16 protein-coding genes are annotated in these 13,325 nt (G+C 45.0%); 9 read left to right on the top strand and 7 right to left on the bottom strand.

Annotation, left to right across the window (positions count from 1 at the left end; genetic code table 11):
- The first annotated feature begins 5 nt into the window (after positions 1 to 5).
- Genes DXE27_RS08060 through DXE27_RS08050 form a run of 3 tightly spaced genes read left to right on the top strand, consistent with a single transcriptional unit; the run spans position 6 to position 2,568 of the window.
- Positions 6 to 461, top strand: a complete 456-nt coding sequence (locus tag DXE27_RS08060; RefSeq protein WP_128113561.1) for a CBS domain-containing protein — start codon at positions 6 to 8, stop codon at positions 459 to 461.
- A 43-nt stretch (positions 462 to 504) separates the two neighbouring features.
- Positions 505 to 1,620 carry a chorismate synthase gene (gene aroC, locus DXE27_RS08055; protein ID WP_128113560.1) on the top strand — a complete coding sequence of 372 codons (1,116 nt, stop codon included), beginning with the start codon at positions 505 to 507 and terminating at the stop codon, positions 1,618 to 1,620.
- A 15-nt stretch (positions 1,621 to 1,635) separates the two neighbouring features.
- Positions 1,636 to 2,568: an MFS transporter gene (locus DXE27_RS08050; RefSeq protein ID WP_231969751.1), complete on the top strand. Its 933-nt coding sequence runs from the start codon at positions 1,636 to 1,638 to the stop codon at positions 2,566 to 2,568.
- Between the two features lie 237 nt (positions 2,569 to 2,805).
- On the opposite strand, the gene DXE27_RS08045 is transcribed toward DXE27_RS08050, so the two are convergent.
- From DXE27_RS08045 to DXE27_RS08025, 5 genes are all read right to left on the bottom strand, one after another.
- A complete protein-coding gene (locus tag DXE27_RS08045) occupies positions 2,806 to 3,600 on the bottom strand; it encodes a peptidylprolyl isomerase (protein WP_128113559.1) in 795 nt (264 codons plus the stop codon).
- A gap of 87 nt (positions 3,601 to 3,687) precedes the next feature.
- On the bottom strand, positions 3,688 to 3,936 hold the full coding sequence (locus DXE27_RS08040; RefSeq protein ID WP_231969750.1) for a BolA/IbaG family iron-sulfur metabolism protein: 249 nt from the start codon (positions 3,934 to 3,936) through the stop codon (positions 3,688 to 3,690).
- On the bottom strand, positions 3,933 to 4,481 hold the full coding sequence (locus DXE27_RS08035; protein ID WP_128113558.1) for a septation protein A: 549 nt from the start codon (positions 4,479 to 4,481) through the stop codon (positions 3,933 to 3,935). Before DXE27_RS08035 ends, DXE27_RS08040 begins: the two co-directional genes overlap by 4 nt.
- A gap of 27 nt (positions 4,482 to 4,508) precedes the next feature.
- Positions 4,509 to 4,925 carry a peptide-methionine (R)-S-oxide reductase MsrB gene (gene msrB, locus DXE27_RS08030; RefSeq protein WP_128113557.1) on the bottom strand — a complete coding sequence of 139 codons (417 nt, stop codon included), beginning with the start codon at positions 4,923 to 4,925 and terminating at the stop codon, positions 4,509 to 4,511.
- Positions 4,926 to 4,953: 28 nt separating this feature from the next.
- On the bottom strand, positions 4,954 to 6,420 hold the full coding sequence (locus DXE27_RS08025) for a protein adenylyltransferase SelO (RefSeq protein ID WP_128113556.1): 1,467 nt from the start codon (positions 6,418 to 6,420) through the stop codon (positions 4,954 to 4,956).
- A gap of 163 nt (positions 6,421 to 6,583) precedes the next feature.
- Here DXE27_RS08025 and DXE27_RS08020 point away from each other — a divergent pair, with 163 nt between their 5' ends.
- Entirely contained in the window at positions 6,584 to 6,904 is a 321-nt protein-coding gene (locus tag DXE27_RS08020; RefSeq protein ID WP_231969749.1) for a PaaI family thioesterase, read from the top strand.
- A gap of 56 nt (positions 6,905 to 6,960) precedes the next feature.
- Here DXE27_RS08020 and DXE27_RS08015 read toward each other — a convergent pair whose 3' ends face one another.
- Both DXE27_RS08015 and ygfZ read right to left on the bottom strand, forming a co-directional pair.
- Entirely contained in the window at positions 6,961 to 7,818 is an 858-nt protein-coding gene (locus DXE27_RS08015; protein ID WP_128113555.1) for an NRDE family protein, read from the bottom strand.
- Positions 7,819 to 7,826: 8 nt separating this feature from the next.
- The gene (gene ygfZ / locus DXE27_RS08010) at positions 7,827 to 8,828 is read right to left on the bottom strand and encodes a CAF17-like 4Fe-4S cluster assembly/insertion protein YgfZ (RefSeq protein WP_128113554.1); all 1,002 of its coding nucleotides are present in this window, start codon (positions 8,826 to 8,828) and stop codon (positions 7,827 to 7,829) included.
- A gap of 20 nt (positions 8,829 to 8,848) precedes the next feature.
- Here ygfZ and mltG point away from each other — a divergent pair, with 20 nt between their 5' ends.
- The 5 genes from mltG (at position 8,849) to DXE27_RS07985 (ending at position 13,260) form a co-directional block, all read left to right on the top strand.
- Positions 8,849 to 9,811 carry an endolytic transglycosylase MltG gene (gene mltG / locus DXE27_RS08005; protein ID WP_231969748.1) on the top strand — a complete coding sequence of 321 codons (963 nt, stop codon included), beginning with the start codon at positions 8,849 to 8,851 and terminating at the stop codon, positions 9,809 to 9,811.
- A 120-nt stretch (positions 9,812 to 9,931) separates the two neighbouring features.
- A complete protein-coding gene (tmk, locus tag DXE27_RS08000; RefSeq protein ID WP_415064451.1) occupies positions 9,932 to 10,570 on the top strand; it encodes a dTMP kinase in 639 nt (212 codons plus the stop codon).
- Between the two features lie 9 nt (positions 10,571 to 10,579).
- Positions 10,580 to 11,707 carry a DNA polymerase III subunit delta' gene (locus DXE27_RS07995; protein ID WP_128113553.1) on the top strand — a complete coding sequence of 376 codons (1,128 nt, stop codon included), beginning with the start codon at positions 10,580 to 10,582 and terminating at the stop codon, positions 11,705 to 11,707.
- A 54-nt stretch (positions 11,708 to 11,761) separates the two neighbouring features.
- The gene (locus tag DXE27_RS07990; protein ID WP_128113552.1) at positions 11,762 to 12,547 is read left to right on the top strand and encodes a TatD family hydrolase; all 786 of its coding nucleotides are present in this window, start codon (positions 11,762 to 11,764) and stop codon (positions 12,545 to 12,547) included.
- A gap of 2 nt (positions 12,548 to 12,549) precedes the next feature.
- Complete coding sequence (locus DXE27_RS07985) at positions 12,550 to 13,260, top strand: ankyrin repeat domain-containing protein (RefSeq protein ID WP_128113551.1); 711 nt, start codon at positions 12,550 to 12,552, stop codon at positions 13,258 to 13,260.
- The last annotated feature ends 65 nt before the right edge of the window (positions 13,261 to 13,325 follow it).

Genomic DNA, 13,325 nt, shown 5'->3' with positions numbered 1-13,325 from the left:
ACAAAATGAAAGTTCGTGACATATTGAGGGTAAAAGGCAGTACTTTATTTACCGTCGCCCCTGATACCGCTTTGCAAACAGCTGTATTGGTAATGAGCGAACACGGCATCGGCTCCTTGATAGTAATGCAATACGATAAGCTCGTTGGGATACTGACCTTTCGCGAGGTTATTGCTGTATTGGCAAAGCATCATGGAAAGTTGGATGGTTTGCAAGTTAACAATGTCATGAATCAAAAGCCGCTCACCTGCAATATGGAAACTGAGATCGATGAGGTTCGCCGCATGATGTTGGTGGACCATGCTCGCTATTTGCCCGTTGTGGACCAAAAAATGCTCATGGGCGTAATCTCGTTTTATGACGTAGCAAAATCTGTCGTAGAAGCTCAAGATTTCGAAAATACGATGCTTAAAGCCTATATTCGGGACTGGCCGGAAGATACCGAAAAAGCTTCCAACTAAGCCGTTCTAGCCCAATTTTCCCGAAAAATGACATAATGTCGATATGTCAGGAAATACTTTAGGCCTCCTTTTTACTGTTACCACCTTTGGTGAATCCCACGGTCCCGCTATTGGGGCGGTGGTTGATGGCTGTCCACCGGGAATGAATCTTTCTGAGGCGGACCTTCAGATAGATCTAGATCGCCGTAAGCCTGGAACCTCACGCCACGTCACCCAACGTAAAGAAGAAGATAAGGTTGAAATCTTATCTGGCATTTTTGAAGGCAAAACTACTGGCACGCCGATAGCCTTACTCATTCGCAATACAGATCAGCGTAGTCAAGACTATGGCGACATCTTACAAACTTTCCGCCCTGGACATGCTGACTATGCGTATCAGTACAAATATGGCATTCGCGACCCTCGTGGCGGCGGAAGATCCTCAGCACGTTTAACCGCTCCTGTTGTTGCAGCAGCAGCGATTGCTAAAAAATGGTTGCATGAAAAGTATGGAACCGAGTTCTATGGCTATATGAGTCAACTCGGTGAATTGGAAATTCCATTTATAGATGCATCCCAAATCAAAAACAACCCATTCTTTGCGGCTAACGCTGAAATGATTCCCCAACTTGAGTCCTATATGGATGAGTTGCGCAAAGCAGGGGACTCATGCGGCGCGCGGATTGAAGTGCGAGCCCGAAATGTTCTTATTGGCTTAGGTGAGCCCTTATTCGACAAGTTGGATGCGGATATTGCACATGCAATGATGGGTATCAACGCCGTTAAAGGCGTTGAAATTGGTGCCGGCTTTAAATCAGTGTCCCAGCGAGGAAGCGAGCATGGGGATGAGCTGCATCCTGATGGCTTTGCAAGCAATAACTCTGGTGGAACACTGGGCGGCATCAGCAGCGGTCAAGACTTACGCGTTTCGATTGCTATTAAACCCACCTCAAGCATTTTGAGTCCAAAGCAATCGGTAGATTTAGCGGGCAATCCGATTACCGTCCAAACCAAAGGGCGTCATGATCCTTGCGTAGGAATTCGGGCAACGCCTATTGCTGAGGCAATGCTGGCTTTGGTTCTAATGGATCACGCATTGCGTCATCGCGCTCAATGCGCAGATGTCATCATGCCAACCAAATCTATTCCGTCATCCCAACCAGGCTCTAGCAAAGATTAACGCGAACTAGCTGAGATGACGCCTTCACTTCGCTGGGCCTTCGGGTCCTTTTTCTTTTTATATTTTGCGTATGTTGGGCTGGTTTCCCCTTACGCCAGCCTATTTTTTCAAGATCGCGGCTTTAGCGTAATTGAAATTGCAGTTCTAATGTCTATACTGCAAATCACGAGGATTATTGGCCCATTCTCATGGGGTTGGCTATCAGACTATCTGTCGAATAGAGTTGGCATTATTCGATTTTGCTCATGTTTGGCAGCCATTGTATTTCTACTAATCTTTTTTCTACAAAGCTACATTAGTTTTTTCATTTGGATGTTTGTGTTGCATACCATCCTAAGTAGCCTCATGCCCCTTGGTGAATCAGCCACCATACATGCCTTATATAAAGATAACTCCTTTGATAAGCGCTACGGCCGCCTTCGTCTATGGGGTTCTATTGGTTTTATCGTAATGGTTCTTGCTGCAGGCGAATTATTTCAACGTAAGTCCATTGAACTTTATCCATTTGTTGGCGCCATTGTTTTGTTAGCGCTTGCGTTTATTAGCTTCCAGCTGCACGAACCTAAGATGGAGCGGCGCAAGATGGTTAAAGGCGAGCTGCTAATTGTGCTGTTTAATCCAGATGTCCGCTGGTTCCTGGTGTCCGGATTTTTCATGATCTTTGCGCATGCATCCTTATATGTTTTTTATTCCCTATATCTTGCTGATCTTGGATATGACAAATTTCAAATAGGCCTATTTTGGGCTCTTGGAGTCATGGCTGAAGTTGTATTTTTCTATTTTCAAAGCAAGTTCCTTAGCAAATTGGATGCTGAAGTCATTCTTCAGGCAGCATTCGGTATTGGAGTCATACGCTTTGTCTTGATTGCATTCTTACCCATTACTTCGGTTTTGATATTGGCGCAGTTAATGCATGCCGCCGGTACATTTGCGGCCCATCGGACATGACAAATATATCTCTAGGTTGAGATAGATCCCAAATCCAACCAGCACAAAGCCCCCCCTAACGTTCCGCCAAGCCCATAAGAGATGGGGTTGCCATAAGCGCTTGCCCGCGTGCTTGCAGTGGACCAGTAAACCAACGCTGCAGCAATTTGTTTGCTGCACTCCGCATTTGCATGCGGATTGGCGGGAACGGCAATCCAGAAACTCAGACCGCGACGCTATCCCGCCAGGTAAGCTGCTTTATTGAATTTTGGCTTTAGCGCGGAGCTTTTGCATCATTTCTGAGGACTTCGCTTTCTGCCAATTCTTGTCAGACATAATCATTTGCTTAAGTTGATCTTTGATTTCATCTATGCTAGGCGCCTTCACATCGCGCACATCAATCATTTTGATCACATGCCAACCGAATTGAGACTTCACTGGTTTTTCGGTGATTTGTCCATTCTTAAGTTGCACCATGGCTTTAGAGAATTCAGGCACAAGAGCCTTGTCGCTAACCCAACCAAGATCACCACCATTTTTTGCTGATCCAGGATCTTGAGATTTCGCTTTAGCAATCTCTTCGAAGTTAGCGCCTGACTTTAACTGCGCAATAATTGCCTTGGCATCAGATTCTTTTTCTACCAAGATATGCTCGACATGGTATTCCTTGCCGGTATATTGAGACTTCACGGAGTCATAAGCGGCTTGAAGATCTGCCTCTGCAACACCTTCTTTTGCAACATAGTCTTCAAATACAGCCGCAATCAAAACACTCATTCGTGCCTGCTCTAATTGTTCTCGAACTAATTCGTTTTGAATCACTCCGCGTTTATCCGCTTCTTGCAGAATTAATTCACGTGTCACCAACATTTCACGCGCTTGATCACGCACCTGCGGGTTGTCAGGTTGACCAGACTTTTGGACCAGCTTATCGAGCTGAGCTTTGGGGATCGATTTACCATTCACAATCACTGCGTTTTGCGCATATGAGTAGCTAGAAAGGAGAGAGGCGCTGAGTACGCTAATAGCGAAGATTTGGCGTTTATTAATCATTTTTTTATGTGGAATTAAATAGTAAAAGGCTTGTTGAGTTTAAATCATGACCAAGCTAAACCTCATCAGCAGAGAGGGCTGAAATAGTCAAGGCATGTATTTCTTTGGGAATATGGCGCTGAAGAGGGCTGCATAGATTGCTCGATGACGGGCTACAAGGCTCAAACCTTTGAATTCTGGGGCTGTAATCGAAAGCTTAAAATGCCCACCACCAGTTGCAGCGCCAGCGTGGCCGGCATGAAGATGGCTTTCATCTTCAATGATGAGGCTCTGCACATCAAACGCTCTGCGCAGATCGGCTTCAAACAATAAAATGCGCTGTTGATTAATGCTCATTCTGCAGGATGCTCCATGTGCCGAGACAACCAAACGCCTTGAATGATGACGAACACAACCAATAAACCAGTGCTGCCGAATAACTTAAAGTTAACCCAGGTCTCCTCAGAATACTCAAAGGCAATATATAGATTGAGAGCGCCCATTGCAAAAAAGAATGCTGCCCATGCCATATTTAATTGATGCCAAACTGAATGCGCACTTTCTGACTTAAGAGTTACTTGCTTACCCATTAAGACCTGAATCCAATTCTTCCTGAAGAACTGAGCACTAATAAAAAGGACTCCAGCAAAAAGCCAGTAGAGTGCTGTTGGCTTTAGCTGAATAAAAGTTTTGTCGTGTAGAAAGATCGTTAAGCTACCAAATACTAAGATCATGACCAGGCTGACCCATTGCATCGCATCAATCTTGCGGTGGCGGTAGTAGACCCACAATATTTGCCCGATTGTTGCAACCATGGCAACTATCGTAGCCGTATAGATATCGCCAAATTTAAAAGCAATAAAGAAAAGAATAATAGGGAAGAGGTCGAATAAAAATTTCATAGGCTGAATTATCCTGCTATTTAACTTTTAGTCCGGATTTGCGAGTAGAGCATTGTCACCCGGCTCAAAACTCAAAGATGCTGAATTGATGCAGTAACGAAGACCCGTAGGGTTAGGGCCATCATCAAATACGTGACCCAGATGGGCATCACAGTTGGCGCAGCGCACTTCAGTGCGGATCATTCCATGACTCATATCCCGAATTTCTTTTATGGATGAGACGTTTTCAGGGGCGTTGTAACTTGGCCAGCCGCAACCAGCATCAAATTTTGTTTCAGATAAGAAGAGGGGGGTATTACAACAAACACATTTATAGCGACCCCTATCCCAGCGATCCCAATATTTGCCAGAAAAAGGACGCTCGGTCGCAGCTTCACGAGTAACGCGATACTCGATATCACTGAGTTCTTGCTTGTATTCTTGATCTGTTTTTTTCATAGAGATTTTTATAGTTAAAGTTATTCATTCTTATTTAAGATGAACAGCTTACTTCAATGCGAGATAAATCCGCGGGAGGGGGATATGAGTAGCTTTCATATTGCGGTTGTTCTTCAAAAGGTTTTTCAAGAACTCTAAGTAAAGTGGCTACCTCAGAAAAATCTTTTTCTTTTGCTTTATCAATTGCAACTTGGGCTAAATGATTTCTCAAGATATATTTAGGGTTAACCTCATCCATTCTTTGCTTGCGATGCAAGTCATCACTCGACTCCTCGTTTAATCTAATAAGGTAATCAGAGAACCATTGGTCTATGGCTGGACGATTAATGAAATTATCTCTCAAAGGAATCTGATCCACAGTCGCGCCTGCCTTCACGTCACTCAATTTCCGAAAGAAGTTAGTGAAGTCAATCCTCGACTCATGCATGGCCTGCAGCAATCGTTCAATCAAATCCATATCCCGATCAAGAGAGCTAGCCAATCCTAATTTTTTGCGGAAGAGCGATTGCCATGTTTTGGCATAAATTAGGGGGAATTGTTCGAGGGCTGATCTGAGCAGTTTTTCTGCCTCATCAACATCAGCGGTCAGCTCAATCAACGGCATCATTGCGCTTGCTAGACAGGCCATATTCCAATGCATGACTTGAGGTTGCCGATGATAGGCATAACGACCGCCTTGGTCGCTGTGATTGCAGATATGGTCAATTTGAAATTGATCCATGAAGCCAAAAGGACCGTAATCCATGGTTAAGCCCAACACGCTAATGTTGTCACTATTGAGGACGCCGTGACAAAACCCGACTGATTGCCACTGGGCAGCTAGAGTGGCATTTCTCTCGCATATACGCGTAAAGAGATCCAGGTAATTATTTTGACTTTGCTTGCATTCTGGATAGTGCTCATTAATCAGTAAATCTGCCAACTCCTTTAAACGCGGAGTATTTTGCAAAGAGGCGAAATGCTCAAAATGCCCAATCCTAATAAAGCTTGGCGCAAGACGTGCACAAACAGCCGCCGTTTCAACCGACTCACGCCGAACTGGTAAATCTGATCCAACAATTGATAAAGCTCTTGTAGTGGGAATACCCAATGCATACATAGCTTCGCTGCACAAGAACTCCCTAATGGAGGATCGCAAGACTGCGCGTCCATCGCCCATTCGGGAGAATCGCGTTTTCCCCGCCCCCTTAAGCTGTAATTCTTGTCCCGCCATTTCCCCCAATAGAATTGCTCTTCCATCTCCAAGCTGTCCTGCCCATACGCCAAATTGATGACCGCTATAGGCGGTAGAGATTGGATTAGGAAAGATTTCGGAGTGATTGATTGGATTATTACCAGCCAGTACCTCAAGCCATGTTGGGTCGGATGGCAAATTATCCCTCCCAAGGGATAAATCTATCAAGCGCGCCGACGCCGCTGAAAAAGCTACCCAATATGGATTGGGTATAGGAGTTGGTAGGGGTTTTTTACAGGCGTCTTCGCCAGTTAACTTAAAGGCCATGGAACTATTCTAGGGGGATTTCCATATTCGCGTACAAGCCTCTAAAATCAAATGATGAATAAACAAGTCCAAATTAACCCCCCAAACCCAATTTGCCAATTTAGGCGAAGAACTCAATGTGCCTTTTCTAAAGCTTTTGGGTGTGAGATGTTTGAGCGCTGAAATGGGCAAGGGCGAAATATTGCTCGCCTTGAAGCCTGAACACACCAATACCTGGGAAGTTGCTCATGGAGGGGTATTGTTAACCTTGATGGATGTTGCCATGGCGGTTGCGGCCAGATCAGGAGATCCAGGCGATCGCAGCGTTGCAACAATTGAGCTAAAGAATAATTTTATGCAGGCCGCTCTAATGGCGTCCTCCGCGTTAAAGCAGATACAGTCCGCCGAACAGCAACTATGGCGTTCTGTGAGGCCAAGCTATACAACGATCAGGGCGAGGTATGTTGCATGGCTACAGGGGCATTTAAGTATCTTAAGCGCCTAGCAACTCGAAATGCTGATGGCGAACGTGTTGTGAACGATGATCAGCGCCCACGATAATTAGACTGACAGATTCGAGCCCGGCGCTGAACTTAGGGCTCCGGTGATGACATCGTGACCAATGGATCCTGCTGCATCAAAGCGTCGTTCAACCATCTCAAATTGACCATCCCTGCGAACTCTTAGCACCGTGCTGGAGCGAGTTCCGTAAGAGGGGGTTTTTACAAAGGCTGGTGATAAAGCCTTTTCCCATTCTTTGCTTACACCCGTATTTGGAAGTTCATGATCACTCACTTGATGCGTATCAGCTAATAACTTAAGGTACTGATCCACATTTTTTAATTGTCCTTGATCCATGGCCAATGCTTGCGCAAAAGCGGCGACACGATGATTGACCTTGGGCCAAGGTGTATCGAGCATAGCGTTTGATAAACCATAAACACCAGCTTCTAGGGCTTGCTCGGGAAAAATTTTTCGTGGGCGAATGCTTTGTCCCATCGCCATACGATTGCTCACCCAATGCATTTCGGCATTTGCGGGATCGCTGAAATCAGCCATCAGCATATTAAATCCGTTGTATTGCTGAAAGCGTTTGGCGTTATTTTGAATGAAATCGACGGGGCGATCTATCCCGGCTAAGTACGATAATGAAAGTTCTCCGCGAGTTCTTGCATCGGGATTTTTTTCGCTTGGTGCCCTAACATTGGTTACAGCGGCAAACCTACCAGTTTTTGTAAATCCAAGCCATGTGCCAGGGCTGCCCAATACATCGGCGCGATCTTTGCCTGCCAAAATATGTGGGTGTTCAGCCCACCAAGCGACCGCCTCAGTATCACGCTCATAAAACTCATCGCGATTTGCGGCCACCACTAAGGGGTAGTCAGGATGAGATTTCCAGGCAAATAGGATGAGGCACATTTTTAAGCTTAGATTTCCAGAAGTGGGTAAGGCAGTACATCTATTTTTAACACAGGACCCTGAGGGCTACCAAGATGTAAATTTCCACTTTCTAGAGCGTCTAATTTGCATTCAATTTGTAGATCAACCCTATGCAATTCGATTGGATTTTCTGATGCTAGAACAACCATGCCTGCGGGCTGAGTTGGATCATCAGAATGAAAGATTTCGGTACCGGGTACAAGTAAAGCTAGATCAATCTTCTCTGTGGAACAGTGCGCAAGCTGGAGCCTTCTTTTAATTGCGCCACGATATTGACTGCGCGCCACTATTTCTTGACCTGGATAGCAGCCTTTTTTAAAGTCTACGCCAGCAACGGATTCAAAGTTAATCATTTGGGGCACAAACTGTTCTTGGGTTGCCAGAACAATTCTTGGTATAGCGCTGATTACCTCTAGATAGTTCCAGTTACTTAAATTCTCTTTGTCTAAGTTAACGTCATTGTTGGCTGGATCGGCAATCAAAACCCTTGCAAAGGTTTGGTCGTTCAGCAACACATCCGGCAATCGTAAGCCAAGCTGCTCCGCACCTAAGCTAACTCCAGATATTTGGTCGTCACTTCCAACCAAACAAGAAATGATGTACTTGCTAGAAACATCTAAAACCTTCACTTTTGAACGTAGAACAAACATAGATAGGCGCTTCGCTACAGTCGAAGCAATGTCTGCCGAGATAAATAATCCAAAGCGATCCTCAGATGGCCCTTCCGCAGGAAAGAGCCCAATCCATGCACTAGCCAAAAGCCTACCTTTCGGACTGCAATAGCCAATAAGCCTTACTGCGTCAGTATTTTGAGCAATTTCAGTTGGTTGAGTAGCCCTAAGACCCAAAACGGAATTACTCAGCTGGTTCTGCAAAAAGGCGCTCGCATCCACCCCCTCAACAATGATTAAGCCCCATTGCGGCAATAGACATGGCTTTTGGAGCTTACTTTGCCCAGAAAGAAGGGTGTTTTGAAGGGAATTTGTCATGACCCTTTTATCATAGCCTGATGAGCAGAAAAATTCAGAGGAGATCGTTTTTTAGAAAAAAACGGTTCGATGTCAAAGGGTTAAAAACATTACTCTCAATTGCCTTCATTCTGGCAAGCGTCTTCTATAGCGCCATCTTCTTATTACCGGTTGTACCCAAAGAGTCGAATATTTCAAATTCATCCGAGTTTAAGATTCAAATTAAGCCTCAGTCAGGTCTTGCTAGCATTTCAGACCAATTGCAGGCACAAGGCATTTCGGTCAATATTCTTAGCTTTCAGATCTCTGCAAAAGCTTTGTTTGTTGGCTCCAAACTAAAGCCAGGCACTTATCTACTACCAACTGGCGCAAGTCTGGGAAAAATTCTTTTACAGATTGCGCGTGGAGATAGGGTCAGAGAGAACATCGCCATTATTCCGGAGAGGATGTCATTATGGCAGTTACGCGCCATGGTAGATGCGCATCCAGCCTTAATTCACCTAACCAAAGGAATGACCACTAAAGATTTGTTGCAAAGTCTGAACTTAAGCTACCCAAACGCTGAGGGTATATTTTTACCTGATACCTATATTTTTGACCCAGATGAACCTGACCTCAATATCTATCGTCGAGCCTCACAGGCCATGCAAAAGCAGTTAATAAAAATTTGGGTTCAAAGGGCAGAGGGGCTGCCCTTACAAAATCCATATCAACTATTGATCCTAGCCTCTATTGTTGAAAAGGAGACGGGGCGCTCAAGCGATAGGGGAATGATTTCGGCAGTTTTTGTTAATCGACTTAATAAAGGGATGCCTTTGCAGACTGATCCAACCGTTATTTACGGAATTGGGCCGAAATTTGACGGGAATCTACGTAAAGCGGATCTTCGCAAGGACAGTCCCTACAATACCTATATGCACAAAGGTTTACCACCCACCCCGATTTCGATGCCAAGCAAAGAGTCAATTCAGGCCTCTTCCCATCCGGAAAAAAGTGATGCGTAATATTTCGTAGCCAAAGGGGATGGAACAAGCCACTTCTCACGCAATTTAAGTCAACATGAAGAGGCTGTGGATCGGTACCAACGAAAACCAAGCCAAAATAAATCAAATAAATAATTTTTTATGACATCACTGTATCCAGGGCATTTCATTAGTTTTGAAGGCATAGACGGCGCCGGAAAAAGTACGCACGTAGATGCATTTTGCAAATTGATGCAGGATCGCTTTCCGGGCAAGGAAATTATCCTAACAAGAGAGCCAGGCGGCACTGCATTAGGCGAGCAACTTCGGAGCTTGCTACTTGATGCCCCAATGAACCTTGAGACTGAAGCGTTATTGATGTTTGCTGCTAGACGCGAACATATCGCTCAAGTTATTGAGCCGGCACTTACCGCCGGAAAGATTGTGATTTCAGATCGCTTTACCGATGCAAGCTTTGCCTATCAAGGCGGTGGGCGTGGCCTTAGCATTCAGAAGCTCAATGAATTAGAGCAATGGGTGCAGGGTCGTGCCGATGGCAAGCTACTTCAGCCAAATTTAACCATCCTATTTGATCTTCCTGGCGAGGTTGCCGAGGGACGCAGGTCGAAGGTAAGGGCGCCCGATAAGTTTGAAAAAATGGATTTAAATTTTTTTGATAAGGTCCGCCAGGAATATCTCCGTCGCGCAAAAGAAGATCCCAAGCGTTTCTATCTCGTAGACGCAACCAAAACCCCGGAATCTATTTGGGGTGATTTGCAGGCTATAGAAATCAAGATTTAATTAATTTATATGCCAACGAATGAACGCGAAAACTCTCATATTGCTCCATGGCTACAATCGCTATGGAGCAACTTAGACTTCCAAAATCTTCCTAATGCAATCTTGCTCCATGGACAATCGGGAATAGGGAAGTTTGCTTTTGCTGTTGAGTTAGCTAAGGCGCTTTTGTGCGAAGGCAGTCAAACCAATAAAAGGCCATGCAACCAATGTGAGGCTTGCCATTGGTTTAATACCGGCAATCATCCAGACTTTATTCCCCTCGTCCCCGAGACGCATCGAAAGCTTTTACCCCATGCTGATTATGAGGGTGATGAAGCCCCTAAAAAAGGGCGGGCGGCGCGTGATGATGGCGATGGAGCTACTAGCGAAAAGAAAGAAAAGAAAAATATCTCCATCGAGGAAACTCGCACTGCAATTGAGGGGCTCTCCATTGGATCTCATCGCGGCGGAAATCGAATTATTTTGATCTACCCACTGGAGATGTTGCGGTCGGATTCTGCAAACACATTACTCAAATCCCTGGAAGAGCCTCCTCCAAATACGATTTTCCTTTTGCTAGTGGATCGCGTACTGCCAACTATTCGCTCTCGTTGCCGTTTATTAACAGCACCTCGCCCAGATCGCCAGCTTGGCTTAAGTTGGTTAAAGGGTAGGGTGCAAGATATCCCCGGCTTGAATATTGCAGATTCTGATATTGAAACAATTTATGACGAGCAGGGCGGAGCACCATATTCAGTGCTGGAGTCTTTGGTGGCTCGCCACAACAAAGATGAAAAAGATGAATTAACCATCTCCATTCAAGCATCTCGCTATTTACTGCAATCCATGTCACAAGGCGCTCGCATAAACTGGCTTGATGCAGCCGAAAAGATTAACAAGGCTCGTTACTCATTTTTATTGGCCACCATGCAACGTTGGGTATCCGATCTTCAGTCAGTGGCGCAAGGAGGCAATCCCCGCTATTACCCAAAACACATGTCCACCCTGCAAAATTTGTCTAAGAATGCGAATTTAGCCAAACTACTCAATTTTTGGAAATCGTTAACGCAGGCGCGTCGTCACGAAAATCATCCACTGGCCAACAGAATTCAACTGGAAGCATTGCTCTCTCAATATCAACAGCTATTTAGCAGCTAGATTGCTGCTAGGCAGGCTAAAATAGTGAGTCATGTTCATAGACAATAGTGAGTCATGTTCATAGACTCTCACTGCCACCTCGATTTCCCTGAATTTCAAGCGCGCCTGCCTGAGGTCCTTGCCAATATGGACGCTGCCAAAGTTAGCCACGCTTTATGCGTTTCAGTAGATTTGCCCGATTTCCCTAATGTCCTGCAATTGGCTCAAGATCATCCAAACCTTTATGCCTCTGTGGGCGTTCATTCAGACTATGAAGATACGCCCGAGCCAAGCCTTGATTTCCTGGTGGAAACAGCCCTAAAGCACCCAAAAATAGTTGCCATAGGTGAAACTGGTCTGGATTACTACAGAATGGGTGATCGCAGCTACGAGTCAATGGAGTGGCAGCGTGAACGCTTCAGAACCCATATCAGGGCATCTATTGCCTCTCAAAAACCGCTCATTATTCACACTCGCTCTGCCTCAGAGGACACAATAAGGATATTGAAGGAGGAGGGTGCAGAACGCATAGGCGGAGTGATGCATTGCTTCACTGAAAGTTTCGAAGTTGCCAGGGCAGCAATGGATATGGGCTTTTACATCTCTTTTTCGGGAATAGTGACCTTTAAGAGCGCCAAAGATCTGCAGGAGACCTGTAAGCAGGTTCCCCTGGATCGAATGCTCATTGAGACAGATTCGCCGTATTTGGCCCCAATTCCGTATCGAGGAAAGACAAATGAGCCGGCTTGGGTGGCTAAGGTTGGTGAATTTATAGCCGACCTCAAGAATGTACCGCTTGAGGAGCTAGCTAACCATACCTCTAGTAATTTTTATCAATGTTTTCAAATAATTAGGAATTAATAGTGAGAAAATTGATTAAATTAACATCATTACTTTTCACCATAATCGCGCTTGGGATTACATCCGTATGTGCGCAAACCGAGGATCAAATCACCGCCTTCACTAAGGCTGCAAAATTTGATGACGTATCCGAGGTAAAAGCACTTCTCAAACAAGGTGTTAGCCCTAATGCATTGGATCCTAAAGGCAGCCCAATGTTGGTTCTAGCTGTTAAAGACAGGTCTAGCGCTGTTATTGAGCTTCTTCTTGCTGATAAACGTACTGATGTTGATTTATCCAATAAATATGGTGAAACACCCCTCATGATTGCCTCAATCAATGGCAATTTACCAATAGTAAAGACCCTGGTGCTGCAAAAGAATGCCATGGTAGACCATGTTGGCTGGACACCTTTGCATTACGCCTGCACCAATGATGGCCATATTGAGGTTACGCAATTTTTACTCGCCAATGGCGCTACTGTGGATTCACGTGGCTTAAATGGAACAACGCCGCTGATGATGGCCGTTCAATCAGGAAACGAGGATTTGGTTAAGCTGCTTCTCGATAAAGGCGCCAATATCCAAATACGCAATAACTTAGGCTTAACGGCTATTGATATTGCCGATATATATCAAAAGCCTTGGATTGGGGATGGCCTGAGATCTCGTTGGCTGAAGCTATATAAACAGGTCTATGTAAGCAACATTAAGCCTGTCCAATCGAATCCTTGATATATGCTATCTGCGTATAATTATTATTATGTCAAATAAGATATTTCAGTAGTACAACCTAGATG

Origin of the sequence: Polynucleobacter necessarius (assembly GCF_900096755.1) — a bacterium.
GTDB lineage: Bacteria > Pseudomonadota > Gammaproteobacteria > Burkholderiales > Burkholderiaceae > Polynucleobacter > Polynucleobacter necessarius_K.
Note: the sequence above shows the minus strand (reverse complement) of the source record. Positions and strands in the feature narration are given on the sequence as shown.